Here is a 16,289-nt window from a genome sequence, read left to right as displayed (position 1 = left end):
GAGGGAGCCAATATGCTGGTCATAGACCCTCAGGAATGTATTGACTGCGCCGTTTGTGTAGATGAATGCCCCGTTCGTGCTATCTATTCTATTGACGAGGTTCCGGAAGAATGGAAGGAATACATACCATTGAATGCAAAATACTCCAAAATCTGGCCTGTCATACGAAATAATAAACCCGTTTCTCCTGAATCAGAGAAATTCCGAACTGTAAAAAATAAACGGGAACTCTTTGACCCAACACCGGGAACAGGTAATTAGAAAACAAAGATATATAAAAAAGATAACAGAAGGAAAATCGTTATGAGAAAAGATAAAGAGCAAAAATATGTTTATTTTATTTCAAATACACATTGGGACCGTGAATGGCTTTACTCCTTTCAAGAAACAAGAATTCAACTTATTGATTTTTTTCAGCGACTATTGAATATCCTCGAAAAAAATAAAGATTATAACTCTTTTGTTCTGGATAGCCAAGTAGTACCTGTTGAGGATTATCTGGAAATTTTTCCCAACGACCGTGAACGAATAAAAAAGCAGGTAGAGGAAAGACGCTTACTTATAGGTCCGTGGTACACATGTCCGGAATGTTTTCAGGTTGGAAGTGAATCCATTATTCGGAACTTGCTCTATGGACATATTATTGCAAAACAGATGGGCGGCGTAATGAAAGTTGGACACACACCTTTTTCTTATGGTCAGATTTCACAACTACCCCAAATATACAAAGGCTTTGGAATTCATATTGCCCTTTTCTATCATGGTGTCAGCCATGATGAAGTTCCTAACGAATTCTGGTGGGAAGGTGCAGATGGCACAAAAATTTTAGCAAGCCAAATGAGTCGGCATGCACGATATAATTTCTACCATCAGGTATATCGCCCTGTTGTATACGGCATGGAACCTGATGAACGAAACTGGAACTGGAATAAGGGAGGAACACCGTTCCGTCTTGCTGATGAAAAAGCACAGTTTGAACATTATCTACTCTTACAACCTCCCAAAAACTTTGATGAAAAACAATTAAAGGAACGGGTAAAGAAGTTATTCAAATCAGAATGTGAAGTGGCAACTACACCGCATATTGCTTTTATGATGGGACACGATAGCAGTGTTCCCGATGAACTGGAAGTGTGTCTTGTCCATGAAACACAACAGGTTCTTGAAGGACATATCGTTAAGCACTCAAATTACCAAGATTATGCCGAAGAGGTTTTGAGGGAAGTTGAAAACATAAAACTTCCTGTATTACAAGGTGAACGACGAACACCAAAACCCATGCCCCGAATTTATCATCTCTATAGTGATGTGCTTTCCAGCAGGACGCGGATAAAACGAGAGAATTCCTATTCTGAACGCGATTTACAACGATTAGCCGAACCCATGTCCGTGCTGAGTGCTTGTATGGGCATGGAATACCCAAAGGATTTTATTGACCTTGCATGGAAAGAACTCTTGCGTTGTCATGCACATGATACAATATCCGGCTCGGGGGTAGATATTATTGAACAGGATACCTTACATCGCTTACGGCAAGTTCGAGAAATATCCCGAAGTGTTCTGCGGCGTGTCTTAGCCTTCTGTCAAAAAAGTATAGACTTTTCCAAAGAGGATAAGAATGCCATTCTCATTACAGTATATAATCCTTTACCAATGGAAAGAGAAGAAACTATTTCTACCGTTGTTGACCTCCCAGATACTATTCCCGCAGGTGAGTTTTGTCTTGAAAATATAGAAACAGGAGAAGAGGTCCCTCTGCAAATACACTCACAGGAACGGGCCAATGTAGTCATAACTCAGCCCGAAGATGCACGACACTCTATGAAAGTTCATAGATACCACACATCTTTCACTACCACGAAAGTGCCTCCATTAGGATATACCTCCTACCGAATTAAACACCATAAACCTTTCCTACAAGGAACACTTATCACGAGTGACCGTGTATTAGAAAATCAATATATGCGGGTGGCTATTCGGGATGACGGGACTTTTGATGTATTTCATAAACCTTCTGAAAAAATATATTGTGGATTAGGTTATCTTTTGGATGATGGAGAAGCGGGACACGCTTGGATGCATATACCTCCTGCCTATAATGAAGTTATTGATAGTCGTCCTTTCCCCAAAAAAATCTCACTTTTAGAAGACGGTCCTTTATCTGCCACATATAAAATTGAATACGAAATGATTATCCCCGGTCAATTAGTTTCTACAAATGAAGATTTAAATGACAGGCTGGATGGCGTCGGAAATAATTCAAAACGAAGTATTCGACAAGTATCTATCCCCATTCAAATGTTTATTACTTTACGAAATCAATCGCGTTCATTAGAATTGAAGGTAAAACTTATAAACAATGCCCGTGACCATCGTTTGCGAATAGCATTCCCATCTAATCTGGATACGGACATTGTTCGTGTTGAATCTGCTTTTGATATTGTAGAACGAGAAATCGTTCCCGGTCCCAATAACCCCTGGAAAAATACAAAATCCGTTACATTTCCCCAATACCGATTTGTAGATTTAGATGATACATGGGGCGGATTGGCTATTATAAATGATGGTTTAAAGGAATATGAAGTATCTCGTGATTTAACACGGACCGTGTTTATTACATTATTAAGAGCCTATACAGTCCACCTGGCAACCGTATCCAAACAATGGGAAACACACCCCGAAATGAACTTATCCCAATGCCCCGGAGAACATGAATTTAATTTCTGGATATATCCTCATGCGGGAGGCACAATGAAAGGAAATGTTGTTCAAGAAACAGAACGAATATACTCTCCCCTTATACCTGTCCAGTCCGGTGTTTCAAATGGAACTCAACCTCCAACAAAATCTCTTATTAAAATTCAGCCCGATACAATTATATTTTCTGCTCTTAAACTCGCTGAAGATAGACAGGGATATATATTGCGTGTATACAATTCTTCTAATGAACCGACGGCAGCCGTTCTGGAATTCGGCGAACCGTTAAAAGAGGTCTATGAAGTGAACTTTGAGGAAACTATTATTCAAAAACTGGAAATTTCACCTCAAAATACTGTGAAAATACAATGCAATGAAAAGAAAATTGTTACAATTAAGTTTCTCATCTAATTATTGCAATCTATATCTATACTCCAGAACAAAATGAAACCTATGGGATTGATAAGACATTTTCCCGAAAAACCGTAATGTAAATATTTGTTATATGTGCATCTTTAAAAGCTATAAATGATAGTAACTATCCAATGAAGAAGGATTATTTTTTACAAAAAGAGTATAAAAAATTGACAAAAAAATACGCAGTTTTTTGACTAAAGAAACACATCTCTTTCATGACATCTGTTATCAATAATTTACATAAAACCTGTTAAATTTTCCTTCTTTTTATAAATATCTTTCCTCCTTTGTAGGCTTACTCTAATTTTTCCTTTCTTGGTTTATCGGATTTAAAATGTCGAAAAACAAGTTTTTTTAACGCTGTGTATAAATCGGTTATTTGTCAAGAAATAAAAACACGAATTTTTGTCAATAATTTCTCAAAAATAATCTTAAGTCTTTGATATATAATAACATAAAGTCTTAACTCTTTTTTGACTATGTTGTGGAAATAGTATGTGAATAAGTTATGGAAAACTATTCAAATACCTTATAAATTGAGGGGAAAACGAATGTGGAAAATGATAATAAAATGTTATTTCTTTAAACAGAAATAGAGGAAGAAATTTCGATTGCAGAGGCATACCTCTGTAATATAGGTTCTATTACCTCAGTTGTAAATTCTACTACCTGTTCAGGGGCTCTACCCACAAAATCTTTTTCATCAAGACATGCATTGATTTCTTCTTCATTTAAAGGAAATTCTGGGTCTCGGGCAAGTTGTTGTAATAGGTTATTTTCTTTTCCTTCCATTTTTACCCATTCACCAGCAGCTTGTGCATGCTTACGAATAATTTCATGGAGTTTTTGACGGTCTCCACCTTTTTTTACACCTGCCATCAGAAGCGTTTCTGTTGCCATAAAGGGCAATTCCTCGCGAACATGCCTTTCAATTACCTTCGGGTAAACAACTGGATTTTCCATAATATTCAAATAAATATTCAGCATTCCATCTGTTGCCATAAAAGATTCGGGTATAATAATTCGCCGAATAGCGGAATCATCTAAGGTTCGCTCCATCCATTGGACAGCCGTTGTAAATTCGCTATAAATAGGGATACCCATTACAAATCGTGCTAAAGAACATGCTCGTTCTGCTCGCATGGGATTGCGTTTATAGGGCATAGCAGAGCTACCTACTTGCGATTGTTCAAAAGGTTCTTCCATTTCTTTCATATTTTGCAGCAAACGCAGGTCTGTTCCAAATTTATGCACGGACTCCCCAATACCTGCCAAAATCTGTAGAATTTGTGTATCTATTTTTCGGGTATAAGTTTGACCTGTTACGGGAAGTGTTTCGGTAAAGCCTAATTTTTCTGCTACCCGTTTGTCTAATTGTTTTACCTTTTCATGGTCACCATTAAAAAGAACTAAAAAAGACGCCTGTGTTCCTGTTGCCCCTTTTACCCCTCTACATTTAATTCTGGAAAGGAAATGTTCGATTTGTTGTAAATCAAGCACAAGGTCCTGAGCCCAGAGACATGCCCGTTTGCCCACAGTTACTAACTGTGCCGGCTGAAAATGAGTAAAACCTAAAGCGGGCATGTCTTTATATTTTATAGCAAAATCTCTTAATCTCTTTAACACCGCAACGATTTTATTCCTAATTAAAATAAGGGCTTCACGACACAGTATAAGGTCGGTATTATCCGTAACGAAACAACTGGTAGCCCCTAAATGAATAATTGGTTTAGCCTTAGGTGCTACATCACCATAGGCAAGGATATGAGCCATAACATCATGTCTTGTTTTCTCTTCATATTTTCGTGCCTGTTCAAAATCAATATCATCAAGATGATTTTTTAACTCTTCAATTTGTTCATCTGTAATATCCAGTCCCAATTCTTTTTCTGCTTCTGCAAGAGCAAGCCAACACCTTCTCCATGTGGAAAATTTCCTTTGTGGACTCCATAGAGCAATCATTTCTTTTGTAGCAAATCGTTCGACAAATGGACTGATATACTCGTTATAATCTTTCATACAAACACCCCTCTGGTTTCATTTAATAAAGATGTATATTACATTTACTTTGCAAAAACGGGACTATTCTGGATAGCAATATCAAAACCTTCCTCCGACGCCATTGCAGTAACAGCAGTAATAGGATGTGTTCGTTCCGCAAAAACTCCTCCTCCTAAAATAAAGGAACAGGCTTCATCCGCCGACATTGCAGGAAAAACACCACTATGACAAAAACTAATAAAGTTTTCCTCATAGGTTGCCACATAAAAGAAGCGTCCCGGTTTCAAATCCATGCGTCGGACCTCAAGCCCATCGGAACGAACCACACCTAACCAGCCCGAACCTTCAGCTTTATCAACAACTGCAACAATACGCGGCGTTGCATAATCATCTTTTTCAAAATCCAGTGCCATTAATGTCAATGCAATAGCATCTCGGGTAGGCATACCATTAATAATCTTTTCGGCAATCGGGTCTGTGTGACTTCCATTACTTAATACAGCCACTTCTCCTTCCAGAATACTTCTCAGACAATTGTATGAAATATAGGGATTTTTCTGAATATCCGTTTCATACCCTGCCATTGGAATAATGGATACTTTGTTGTTATTCAATACCGCTTGACGGTTCGGAAAAGAGCGACTGGATACACGATACATGGCACAAAGTCTACCATCTTCCGTTTGTGCCACAGAAACAATTCTTCCTATATACATAAATAAAAACCTTCCTTTAATCTGTAATAATTTTCCGCACAAATTGTAAAAAAATATAGTGAGACTTTTTATTATACAAATAATGAAACCTATTTACAACCTTGATACATTAAATAAATATATATCTTCTTTTTGTCGTTATAATATTATAAATTATAAATGTTTTTTTATTTTGTTAGAAATGAATTTTAGTAGAGTGATATAATAAAACAAAAAAGATAAAGAGATATGAGCATCAATCACGAAAATATAGTTCCTTTTAAGATGGTTACGCCTGAGCAAAAAATGGCTCTTCGGCAACGGGAGAAAACTGTCCCCCTAACAGAGTGGAGCGATGAGGATTTGATGCTTATTTTTGGCGAAGGGAACGAAGAGGCTTTCGGGGAGTTGGTTCGCCGATACGAACGAAGTATATTTAATTATATGTTTCGTATGGTTCATAACTGGCACATTGCAGAGGAACTCACTCAGGAAGTTTTCATGGCTATAGTGTCCAGTGCAGAACGATACCAGCCAACAGCAAAATTCAGCACTTATTTATATACCATTGCAAGTAATATTGTCTCAAAGGAATGGACTAAACAGAACCGAAAACCTCGATTTTTCAGCCTTTCCCAATGGTGGCATTCTTCAGATAATTCTAACGATGACCACGAATGGAATCCCGTAGAACACCATGCAGACCCACATCTGGATGTGTGGCGAGATACAAAATGCACAGAAATTTCAGAGGCAATTAATAAAGCATTGAAAAAAATTCCGGAACGGCAAAGAGAAGCCTTTGTTCTACGCCGTTTCCTGGAATTGCCTTATGAGGAAATTGCAAATATTCTGGATGTCCCATTAGGAACAGCAAAAACACGGGTCCTTCGTGCAGAAAGAGCATTGAGACCTTATTTAGAGCATTTTCGTGAATATTTGAACGAACAGTAGTTTTTTGCGAAACTTTGGGCGCAGGTTTCGGATTATACATAGTGTCAACAAAATAGTTTGGTGACAAAGAAAAACAGATAAAGATTACCATGTTATTAAAACATCCTACAAGAACACAATTAATTACTTATGCGGAGGCTTTAGTAGATGGCAGGGGACCTATTTTCTCAGGAATAGCCCGACATTTAACACAATGTCCTCAATGTTCCGCAGAAGTAGAAGCCATTTGTTCATCATTACGATTTCTAAATTCTGCACCTAAAATTGAACCGCCTAAAGAATTAGCCTTAGAAATTTTGAAAAGGGCTCGAGAACAAAAGAAAAAAATGGAACAAAACACATTACCCGTAAAAAAACATTCACGGGTATTGGTCACAGTTTGCGTATCCATCTGGTTAATGACCGCTTACATTCTTTTTGGGGTTTCTTACAATCCTACCTTATTTGATAATACAACAGGAAAAATGAGTATCACTGTTCAGATGGCATCTCCCAAAATGCAGACTCCTGTTGAAAAAAGCATGGAAAAAGATGTATGGCATGAGATTGAATTATTAGGGTCTGCCCTATCCCCTGTATTTAGAAACAATACCGGTTATTTCTCCCGCCAATTACGGTCTGTATCCATAATTGACCGAGAACTTGAATCGGCACAAACAGCACTGCGTAAAAATCCAAACTGCCCCCGTGCTAACGAAATCCTGCAAAAAGGTGTCCGTCAAAAAGCCGAATTATTACGCCAAATCTACCTTGAACGCGTGCTGTAAGAATATTTAGCGAAAAATATTCTTATTGTCTTACCTTCAAAAAGTTAGCACGAATCCAACCCTAGTTAAGGACAAGATGTAAAAAGGATATGACCACTAAAACAATTCCTCCTCCCTCATGAATAATTTCAAACATCTTGTGAGAAAGCGAGTGGTGAAAAAAACCCGAACATGCCTGGCTAATAAGCAATACCAGTAAAATTGGATTGATGATTTTCAATAGTAAGTTCTTGTTCATTTCCATTCCCTTTTATGTAAAATTTTAATAAAAAGTTTCCTTTATTAATATAACACTTTTCATAGTAAGAAGTTCCATGGATACACATAACCACAATGAGATAAAAAACTTGTATTTTAAACAACAAACTATAGTTTACAATATTTGAGTTTTATTATATAAAAATAGTATAATAAATCACCTGTTTTTTAACAGGATATTTTTTTCCGAAAGGAGTTTTTTAAATTATGGGTTATAAGTATTCAGAACTTAACGCAAAAGTGGATGAAATGGCAACACAGGCGTTGTCGCAATCATTAAAAGAAGAATTAAATTCTTTTTTGACAGAGCCCGATGTGGACCAATTTCTCCAGGAAGGAATGTTACGGTTTCAAGAAGGTGAGGTAGTAAAAGGGCAGGTAGTATCCATATTGGATGACCGTATTCTGGTAGACATCGGTTACAAAAGTGAGGGGGTCGTTAGAATAACAGACTTTCCCGACCGTTCCGAATTGAAAGAAGGAGCTTCTTTCGACTTCTACATCGAGGTCCCGGAAAATGAAGAAGGTATGCCTGTGTTATCAAAAACTAAGGCAGACCGTATCAAGAATTGGGAATATGTTCAGAAGGTATTTGAAGAAGAGGGTGTGATTGAGGGAACCGTTATTCGAAAAGTCAAAGGCGGATTAAAAGTAGACATTGGTGTTGATGCCTTTATGCCCGGAAGTCAGGTTAGCACAAGACCCATTGCTGACCTCGATGATTTTGTTGGAAAACGCTTAGAATTACGAATTCTCAGTATTAATCCCAAACGGCGTAATGTGGTGGTCAGTCATCGGAAACTTTTAGAAGAACGCAGAGAAGAAGAACGCAAACAATTGTTAGAAACTATCAAGGTAGGTGCTATTGTTCAAGGTGAAGTGAAGAATATTACAGACTTTGGCGCTTTCATTGATTTGGGCGGTTTGGACGGACTACTCCATGTTTCCGATATGACATGGGGAAGACCCAAAAATTCACATCAAATATTAAAGATTGGACAAAAGATTGATGTTAAGGTCCTTACTTATGACCCCGAGACACATCGGGTAAGTCTCGGATTAAAACAGAAAACACCCAATCCTTGGTTAACAGCACAAGAAAAATATCCTGTGGGTTCTATCGTTACAGGTACTGTAATAAGTCTCGCAGATTATGGCGCATTCATTCAGCTGGACGATGGACTTGAAGGAATGATACATATCAGCGAGATGAGCTGGACACGCAGGGTCAGACATCCGTCTGAAATATTAAATATCGGAGATGAAGTGCATGTTATGGTGCTTCATGTAGACCCCGAAGAGCAAAAGATATCCTTAGGATTAAAGCAAACACAACCCAATCCGTGGAAACTTATGGCAGAGAAATATCCCGAAGGTTCTGTGGTAAAAGGTCGTGTTCGTGCTTTAATGGACTACGGTGCATTTATTGAAATTGAAGAAGGTATTGATGGACTTCTGCATGTTGGTGATATTTCATGGACAAAGAAAATTACCAATCCAGCAGAAGTGTTAACCAAAGACCAGGAAATAGAAGTTAAAATATTGAGCATTGACCCTGAAATGGAAAAAATTAGTGTCGGCTTAAAGCAATTAGAACCTGACCCATGGCAGGAACTGGTCGAAGAAATGCCCATAGGCAAACATGTTGAAGTTGAAATAACAAAATTAGTCAGTTTCGGTGCCTTTGGTAAACTGGAAAATGGAATTGAAGGACTTATTCATTTAAGTGAAATGTCCTTAGAAAAAGTTCACCGTGCCGAAGAATTTCTCCATATTGGACAGAAAGTTATGGCTAAAATTATTAGCATAAGCCCGGTAGAGCGTAAGGTCGGATTAAGTATTCGAGAATATCAAAAAGACCTCGAAGGGGAAATCATGCAAACCCATACCGCCGGTGAGCCTGTGGATGTCGGTTCTATGCTAAAAGATGTTTTACCAACAGAACTTCTTCAACAAGGAAAATCTATCGAAGAAGTAGCTGAAGAATTAATTCATACAGAAGGGAAACCCTCCGAAGAAGAAAAGAAAGAATCCGTTTCAGAGGAGAACCCAGAGGTAGGTGTAGGTGAGGCGCCGGAATCTGCGGCGCCAGCGGAAGAACCTCCGCCTGCTGAATAAAATTACCTCACAAAAGTGCGGAGATTGAAAACTTCAGCGCCGCAGACATTCCTGTTCTGCGGCGCTTTGACTTTAAATTATCCACAGTTCCTAAATAAAAACTAACTTTTAATTGTTATAAATCATTAACCGTATAAAGAAGGAGTTTTACAATGGTTACAAAAAAACACGAATTAGCAGGTACAAAAATGAAGGGAGCCGAAATAATACTACAGGTGCTTGCAGATGAAGGGGTAAAGGTCATTTTCGGTTATAGCGGTGGGGCAATATTACCAACTTATGATGCGGTTTTTCGCTGGAATCGCTCTCATAAAGAACATCCCATACAGTTAATTGTGCCAGCAAATGAACAAGGAGCTGGCTTTATGGCTTCCGGTTATGCACGGGCTTCCGGTGAAGTAGGTGTTTTGTTAGTTACTTCCGGTCCTGGTGCCACCAATGCTACGACACCCATACGAGATGCTATGGCTGACTCTATACCGTTGGTTATGATTAGTGGGCAGGTGGCTCGTTCTGCAGTCGGAACAGATGCCTTTCAAGAAGCACCTGTATTCAATTTAATGTCCTCCTGTGCGAAACATGTATTTTTAGTGGAAAACCCGGAAGAATTAGAAGAAACTGTCAGAACGGCCTTTTACATTGCACGAACCGGCAGACCCGGTCCCGTGGTTATTGATGTTCCAAAGGATGTTCAGAATTATGAATGCGTTTTTAAAGGAAAAGGTTTACTCCCTCTTCATGGGTATCAAAGTCGCATGCAAAAAATTAATGACAATGAGATTACCCCCGATGAGGCAAAGGAATTCTTTACTTTACTAAAAGCATCAAAACGCCCTCTACTTTATGTCGGTGGTGGGATTATATCCAGTAATTCGTCACATATACTCCAAGAATTTGTTAATATGTTCCATATCCCGGTCGTAACCACAGTGATGGGTATTGGGGCTATGGACACTCATCACCCCCTTTGTCTGCACATGTTAGGTATGCATGGAACAGCCTATGCCAATTATGCGGTTATGGATTGCGACCTGCTCATCGCCGTGGGAACACGATTTGACGACCGTGTAGCAGGATTAGCCAGCGAATTTGCTCCAAACGCAAAAATTCTACATATTGATATTGATGCCGCAGAAATAGGTAAAGTAAAACCTGTGGTCTGGTCCCATGTAGGTGACGCAGGCAAAGCATTAAAATCGCTTATGCAATATGGGAAACATTTAACTTTGAAGCATGACGCATGGTTAAAACATGTACAGCAATTGAAAAAAGAATATCCATTAAACTATGACCGCAATGCCCAGAAAATTCAACCTCCAGAAGTCATAGAAGCCCTCAACGATATTCTAAAAGGAGAAGCCATTTTTACCACAGGCGTTGGACAACACCAAATGTTTGCAGCACAGTATCTCCATATCAAACATCCTCGAACCTATATAACCTCTGGGAGTATGGGAACTATGGGATTCGGACTACCTGCCGCCATAGGTGCGCAAGTAGCGAAACCAAATAAAATTGTCATTGACATTGATGGAGATGGAAGTTTGCGAATGAATTTCGGTGAAATGGAAACCTGTACAAATTACAACATACCCGTTAAAGTATTATTACTCAACAATCACGGCGATGGTATGGTCGTCCAATGGCAAACGCTATATTATGAAGGACGCTTTTCAGGTACTGACAAATCTCTTCATAAAAAGGATTTCGTCAAATCTGCCGAAGCAGACGGTTTCAAGTTCTCAAAGCGAGTTACCCATCGTGAAGAATTACATAAAACACTTGAAGAGTTTGTTAAATTTAATAATGGACCTGCTTTCCTTGAGGTCGTCGTGGACAAAAAGGCTCTCGTTTTCCCGATGGTCGGTCCCGGTATGGGATACAAAGACATGGTAACAGGACCATTCATCAAAGCGCGTGAAGTTCCTAAAATAGAAGAAGAACCTCCAGAACCATCAGACGCATTTGCCGAAGCATTTTAAAATTTACACAAAAATAAAAACTATTAACGAACAGGGACAAACATCCATTTGTCCCTGTTTCTTATTTTGTCAATTCTATTTACCCATAACAAGATATTAACACCACAAAAACCCTTCCCACTCCCCAACAGACAAATTAAACAAAAAACTTTTAGACATACTGAACAGATTTATGTGCCTATCTTAAATGCAACAAATGTATAGAAAGTGGAACCCCAGTACAATAAATTTATAGTTTTATATAATGGTCTAATATAAAATCGGAGGTGAAATGATGTTATCATTATATTTTTTTTGTCTTTTACATGCAGGCACTTTTTTGTCTTTTACCTGTGAACATACACAAAATTAAAATACTATTCAGGCAACAGTAGAAAATATAAAAGGAAGAGTAGAACAGTTTCATTCTGTGTGGTGCAAAGGCCATGAATATTTCCATCTCATACCCTTAAACAGTAAAGTATATGCAATATTAGAGAATTCCCCTGATATGGGTTTAGAAATAGAAAATACTCATGATTTCAAAATTGCATTTACATGCGATAAGAAAAAATTTTTTTACACACGATTTAATGAAAATACAATAAAACCCAAATCATCCGAACTTAGAATTCTAATGGGATTAGAAAAAGGAGAACATCCGTCACCACCTCAAAAGACAATAGAACAAACAGCATCTTCTCCTTTCCTGGATAAGATTAAAAGTGCTCTTGAAGAGAAGAGCAAAAAATTATATCAACAAAACATTGAATAACAACCTCGTAATAATTATGTAATTTTTAATACTGCAGGGTATTTGAAAAATGGGGTTTCCACAGTTCTTCAAATTTCTGAAGATAAAACAAAGGTTTACTATGATACCAATACTTCTATTTCTTCATTAGGAACTATCTACATAACCCCTCTAAACATAGTGGGTAGAGTAGGTCGGGGGAGCGAAGATGGTCAAACGAACACCTGGGGAATAAGTATATCCGAATTTTTGGACTTACCCGGACCTTCCCACCTCCATCAGGAAGGAGAATTTACTATTCTATGGCATCGAGCAGATTATTATGATAATTTCTTAGAAAAAAAATCCCTTTAAGTCTGGACATCTGGATAGATAATAACGGGGATATTCGCAGAATTGATTATGTGGAATATTATGGTTGGATATGGAGTCAAGAGGAATTCCAAAAGGCAGGATATAGCGGTGAAATCAATTGCATGTATCCAAAATGGATAGAGAGAAATTATTTTTTTAATGATTATATACAGACAAAAGAAAAAGTTAGATTCCCATTGTCCGCCAGAGAGGAAATATACAATATAGATACTACAATTCCTGAAGGACTTTAGTTTGCAATTAATGTGAGGAAAGGGAAATATTTCCGTGAACAATTTTTAATAAATCGATGTTTTATGCCTTTTACCATAGATACTTATAAGGAGATTTCTATAAATCCTCAGAGTCTTCTTATTAACGGAACTATTTCGGAAGAAGTTTTTACTCCACCTCCTGAAACACCTCGAGAACAAATAACTAATAAAATAAAAACCTTTTTTCATTCGCCCCATATAAAAGTTGTTGTATTTATCGGAGTAGAAATCGCATTCGTTTTGTTATTAATCTACTTAACTCATCGCTATTGGGGTTGGAGTTTCTTCTGACGAAATGTCAAACTATACTATGATACTTTTAATACAAGAAAAATACTACGACCGAATATAGATTAAGAATGTTAGTTTAAAACGGAAGTAAAAAAATGTTTTCTTTTGGGAAAAACATAAAATTTTCTGCATATAAATATTTTGTCCCCCTCTTATTTCTTATTAACAAATCATTTAAAAAATTTTTTCCAAAAAGCTTGACATAAGAAAAAAAATGCTAAACTATATTTATTGGAAAATTGAATAATAAAGTAGTAGTAACCCCAAACAAAAACCTCTAACCAAAAGGAGAACACATCATGAAACTCACATTCACCCTCAAAAAATTGATAAATTCTTATCCTATTACCCTGATTTTTATCCTGCTTTTGTTCAGTGGCATCACGGCCATTTTTATCCAATCTCATGTCTACGCTATGTCACAAAAAGATAACACATCCGGCTGTGATTGTAAACCAACCGGGACATGTCCAACATCACCACCCAATGATTATTTGTTATGTAACCAATCTGCTTCTTTAGAATGTAGTTGTGAACATACCCTTCCAATAATATATTGTCCTAATACTACAAATATATATGAATGTGTTGGAGCAAAAGGTTGTGGGAATCCATGTGTCCCTGCAGATTGTCCTGGATGTCCTTCTTGTGGTTGTATATGTTCAGGATCTGGATGTGTAATTATGTCAATAGAGGCTGGGAATTCTTGTTATTATCCTAACTGTAATATGTGCAAGATTAAAAAGATAGTAGTATTATAATTAGATGAAAAACAAAAATTATCAGACCAATAAAGGGATTAGGTATGGAATTGTGTGTAGGTATTATGATATTTATTTTTACTGCTTTGGATTATCAATGCCCACACTCATTAGATCCAAAAGAGTTAGAGAATATTATCAATTTAATTAAAGAAAGGACAAATTCTTATAGTAGTATTTGGTGTAAGGGAAAAGGTTATCTCTATTCAAAAACTGTTAAAGAAGGTAAGATAGAATGGGAAACAGAACAAGAAGAATATTTCGAAATCGCATTCACATGTGATAAAAAAAATTTTTTTCTCACCTTTTACGACCAAAAAATATTATATGATTCTGTACTTTCCCCCAAGCAGGTAAAAATCTCTTCTCCTTCTAATGAAGGATATCCTCAAACTTTGTTAGATACAGTTAAACAAAAAATCGAGCAAAAAGCATTTGAAAATTATCAAAATACAAATCATTTAAAAGACACCGTAGAACCAAAAATATCTAAAATTAATTCAGCTTCATACATGAAAAATGGCAAAACATGGTTTTTAAATATTACAGAAGATAAACAAAAAGCTTATAAAGATCCTGCTCTTCCTGAAACAGATTTTATTCCTTGCTCCCAGATTAGTCCGCTAAACATGGTAGGAAGAGTAGGAGAAGGCACAGAAGATAATTTCATAAGCACCTGGGGAATTAGTCTTTCTGAATTTTTAGATTTACCAGGTCCATTTCATTTGCATCATGAAGGAGATTTTACCGTCTTATGGCATAAAACGGAATATTATGAAGATGCATTTAAAAAGAAAGTCCCTCTAAGTTTAGATATATGGATTGATGATAAGGGAGATATACGCCGTATAGACTATGTTGAATATTATGGAAGAACCTGGGATTTGAATACATTTAAAAAATACAAATTAGACATGATTGTAAACTGCATGAGTCCTAAATGGATTGAAAAAACTTATTTCTTCGATGACTATATAGAAGTCAAAGAAAACATTCGTTTCCCCTTAAAAGCAAGAGAAGAAGTATATTCCTTAGATACTACTACTCCCGAAGGCTTGCAATTAAGGACAAGTCTTAAAAGCGGAAAAATTACAAAAGATGAATATATGTTACAACAATGTTTTTCTCCTATAGATGTAACTACACTCTATAAACTTGAAATAATCCCAGAAAGTTTAAAAATAAATGAAATTATACCCGATGAAATATTTACTCCACCACCCATTATGAAGGGGATCTTCAACCCTAAGGATTTTGAAAAAAGTAATCAAATTTTTCTTTTCTCATCTAAATCACCAGTAATCTATATTGTAACTGGAGTTGTAATACTTTTATTAATCATGTACATAACCTATCGTTACCTTGGTTGGAGTTTCTTCTGAGAAACATGAATTATATTACGCTACTTTTACCCAAAAAAATTTATTGTAACAAAATATTGATTATAATTTTTTAATAAAAAACGGAAGTAAAAAATGTTTCCTTCTATTTTTCTTTTTAGATATGAAATAAATTTATATAACATTTTCAATTTTTTAGCGGTGTTGATGGTAATTGTGTTGGGGTTAAGGTGGAACTATAGACATGGGGAAAGATTTCCAATGGGAATAGGCATCCTGCTATGCGTTGCCCCATTCGCATTTATCCTCGGTCGAGTGTTTTTCTACCTCTTCCTTGCGTGTCCCTCTTCAAAGATAAATTTCTTTAACTTAGAAAGAGGCGGAAGTATGTTTTTAGGAGCATTTACAGGGGGGATTTTTGGAGCATGGATGTATATGGAATGGAAGAAAATTCCAAAAATTGCAGATCTGGAAATATTTATTCATTATATGCCTATTGGAGGAATTTTTGGCAGGTTGGGTTGTTTCTGTGAAGGCTGTTGTTATGGAACGATTACTGATTCTATTTTCGGTTTGCGTTTTCCGATGGGCAGTCCTGCGTGGTCTGAACATGTATCGCGGCAACTCATCTCCTCGGACCAGTTTT

15 protein-coding genes are annotated in these 16,289 nt (G+C 36.9%); 12 read left to right on the top strand and 3 right to left on the bottom strand.

Going from position 1 to position 16,289, the window contains the following annotated elements; all coding sequences use genetic code 11:
* Together PLA12_11830 and PLA12_11825 are read left to right on the top strand one after the other, a co-directional pair.
* The coding region (locus PLA12_11830; protein HOQ33187.1) for a ferredoxin family protein at positions 1 to 261 on the top strand (261 nt) is incomplete at its 5' end.
* 42 nt (positions 262 to 303) lie between these two features.
* Positions 304 to 3,108: a glycoside hydrolase family 38 C-terminal domain-containing protein gene (locus PLA12_11825; protein HOQ33186.1), complete on the top strand. Its 2,805-nt coding sequence runs from the start codon at positions 304 to 306 to the stop codon at positions 3,106 to 3,108.
* 588 nt (positions 3,109 to 3,696) lie between these two features.
* Here PLA12_11825 and purB read toward each other — a convergent pair.
* Both purB and PLA12_11815 read right to left on the bottom strand, forming a co-directional pair.
* Positions 3,697 to 5,133 carry an adenylosuccinate lyase gene (gene purB / locus PLA12_11820; protein HOQ33185.1) on the bottom strand — a complete coding sequence of 479 codons (1,437 nt, stop codon included), beginning with the start codon at positions 5,131 to 5,133 and terminating at the stop codon, positions 3,697 to 3,699.
* A 44-nt stretch (positions 5,134 to 5,177) separates the two neighbouring features.
* Positions 5,178 to 5,831: an IMP cyclohydrolase gene (locus PLA12_11815; GenBank protein ID HOQ33184.1), complete on the bottom strand. Its 654-nt coding sequence runs from the start codon at positions 5,829 to 5,831 to the stop codon at positions 5,178 to 5,180.
* A 228-nt stretch (positions 5,832 to 6,059) separates the two neighbouring features.
* Between PLA12_11815 and PLA12_11810 the strand changes: the two genes are divergently transcribed.
* Together PLA12_11810 and PLA12_11805 are read left to right on the top strand one after the other, a co-directional pair.
* Positions 6,060 to 6,764: a sigma-70 family RNA polymerase sigma factor gene (locus PLA12_11810; protein ID HOQ33183.1), complete on the top strand. Its 705-nt coding sequence runs from the start codon at positions 6,060 to 6,062 to the stop codon at positions 6,762 to 6,764.
* 89 nt (positions 6,765 to 6,853) lie between these two features.
* Positions 6,854 to 7,531 carry a hypothetical protein gene (locus PLA12_11805; GenBank protein ID HOQ33182.1) on the top strand — a complete coding sequence of 226 codons (678 nt, stop codon included), beginning with the start codon at positions 6,854 to 6,856 and terminating at the stop codon, positions 7,529 to 7,531.
* Positions 7,532 to 7,592: 61 nt separating this feature from the next.
* Here the strand turns inward: PLA12_11805 and PLA12_11800 are convergent, their stop codons facing one another.
* Positions 7,593 to 7,769: a hypothetical protein gene (locus tag PLA12_11800; protein ID HOQ33181.1), complete on the bottom strand. Its 177-nt coding sequence runs from the start codon at positions 7,767 to 7,769 to the stop codon at positions 7,593 to 7,595.
* Between the two features lie 227 nt (positions 7,770 to 7,996).
* Here PLA12_11800 and rpsA point away from each other — a divergent pair, with 227 nt between their 5' ends.
* The 8 genes from rpsA to PLA12_11760 all read left to right on the top strand — a co-directional run.
* Positions 7,997 to 9,907 carry a 30S ribosomal protein S1 gene (rpsA, locus tag PLA12_11795; GenBank protein HOQ33180.1) on the top strand — a complete coding sequence of 637 codons (1,911 nt, stop codon included), beginning with the start codon at positions 7,997 to 7,999 and terminating at the stop codon, positions 9,905 to 9,907.
* 152 nt (positions 9,908 to 10,059) lie between these two features.
* The gene (gene ilvB / locus PLA12_11790; protein HOQ33179.1) at positions 10,060 to 11,889 is read left to right on the top strand and encodes a biosynthetic-type acetolactate synthase large subunit; all 1,830 of its coding nucleotides are present in this window, start codon (positions 10,060 to 10,062) and stop codon (positions 11,887 to 11,889) included.
* Between the two features lie 409 nt (positions 11,890 to 12,298).
* Positions 12,299 to 12,643: a hypothetical protein gene (locus PLA12_11785; GenBank protein HOQ33178.1), complete on the top strand. Its 345-nt coding sequence runs from the start codon at positions 12,299 to 12,301 to the stop codon at positions 12,641 to 12,643.
* A gap of 42 nt (positions 12,644 to 12,685) precedes the next feature.
* The gene (locus tag PLA12_11780; protein ID HOQ33177.1) at positions 12,686 to 12,976 is read left to right on the top strand and encodes a hypothetical protein; all 291 of its coding nucleotides are present in this window, start codon (positions 12,686 to 12,688) and stop codon (positions 12,974 to 12,976) included.
* A 317-nt stretch (positions 12,977 to 13,293) separates the two neighbouring features.
* The gene (locus tag PLA12_11775; protein ID HOQ33176.1) at positions 13,294 to 13,542 is read left to right on the top strand and encodes a hypothetical protein; all 249 of its coding nucleotides are present in this window, start codon (positions 13,294 to 13,296) and stop codon (positions 13,540 to 13,542) included.
* A 299-nt stretch (positions 13,543 to 13,841) separates the two neighbouring features.
* Positions 13,842 to 14,303 (top strand): hypothetical protein, encoded by a 462-nt coding sequence (locus PLA12_11770; GenBank protein HOQ33175.1) that lies wholly within the window; start codon positions 13,842 to 13,844, stop codon positions 14,301 to 14,303.
* A gap of 44 nt (positions 14,304 to 14,347) precedes the next feature.
* On the top strand, positions 14,348 to 15,685 hold the full coding sequence (locus tag PLA12_11765; GenBank protein HOQ33174.1) for a hypothetical protein: 1,338 nt from the start codon (positions 14,348 to 14,350) through the stop codon (positions 15,683 to 15,685).
* 93 nt (positions 15,686 to 15,778) lie between these two features.
* On the top strand, positions 15,779 to 16,289 hold a 511-nt coding region (locus tag PLA12_11760; GenBank protein ID HOQ33173.1), incomplete at its 3' end, for a prolipoprotein diacylglyceryl transferase.

This window comes from Candidatus Hydrogenedens sp. (assembly GCA_035378955.1).
Classification (GTDB): domain Bacteria; phylum Hydrogenedentota; class Hydrogenedentia; order Hydrogenedentales; family Hydrogenedentaceae; genus Hydrogenedens.
This window is presented reverse-complemented; position numbering and strand designations above follow the sequence as displayed.

Bases quoted from the DNA above. Each gene is read 5' to 3' on its own strand.
- PLA12_11770 (HOQ33175.1), top strand. From the start codon at position 13,842: ATGAAACTCACATTCACCCTCAAAAAATTGATAAATTCTTATCCTATT.
- rpsA (HOQ33180.1), top strand. From the start codon at position 7,997: ATGGGTTATAAGTATTCAGAACTTAACGCAAAAGTGGATGAAATGGCA.
- PLA12_11800 (HOQ33181.1), bottom strand. From the start codon at position 7,769: ATGAACAAGAACTTACTATTGAAAATCATCAATCCAATTTTACTGGTA.
- PLA12_11765 (HOQ33174.1), top strand. From the start codon at position 14,348: ATGGAATTGTGTGTAGGTATTATGATATTTATTTTTACTGCTTTGGAT.
- PLA12_11815 (HOQ33184.1), bottom strand. From the start codon at position 5,831: ATGTATATAGGAAGAATTGTTTCTGTGGCACAAACGGAAGATGGTAGA.
- PLA12_11825 (HOQ33186.1), top strand. From the start codon at position 304: ATGAGAAAAGATAAAGAGCAAAAATATGTTTATTTTATTTCAAATACA.
- PLA12_11775 (HOQ33176.1), top strand. From the start codon at position 13,294: ATGCCTTTTACCATAGATACTTATAAGGAGATTTCTATAAATCCTCAG.
- PLA12_11810 (HOQ33183.1), top strand. From the start codon at position 6,060: ATGAGCATCAATCACGAAAATATAGTTCCTTTTAAGATGGTTACGCCT.
- PLA12_11805 (HOQ33182.1), top strand. From the start codon at position 6,854: ATGTTATTAAAACATCCTACAAGAACACAATTAATTACTTATGCGGAG.
- purB (HOQ33185.1), bottom strand. From the start codon at position 5,133: ATGAAAGATTATAACGAGTATATCAGTCCATTTGTCGAACGATTTGCT.
- ilvB (HOQ33179.1), top strand. From the start codon at position 10,060: ATGGTTACAAAAAAACACGAATTAGCAGGTACAAAAATGAAGGGAGCC.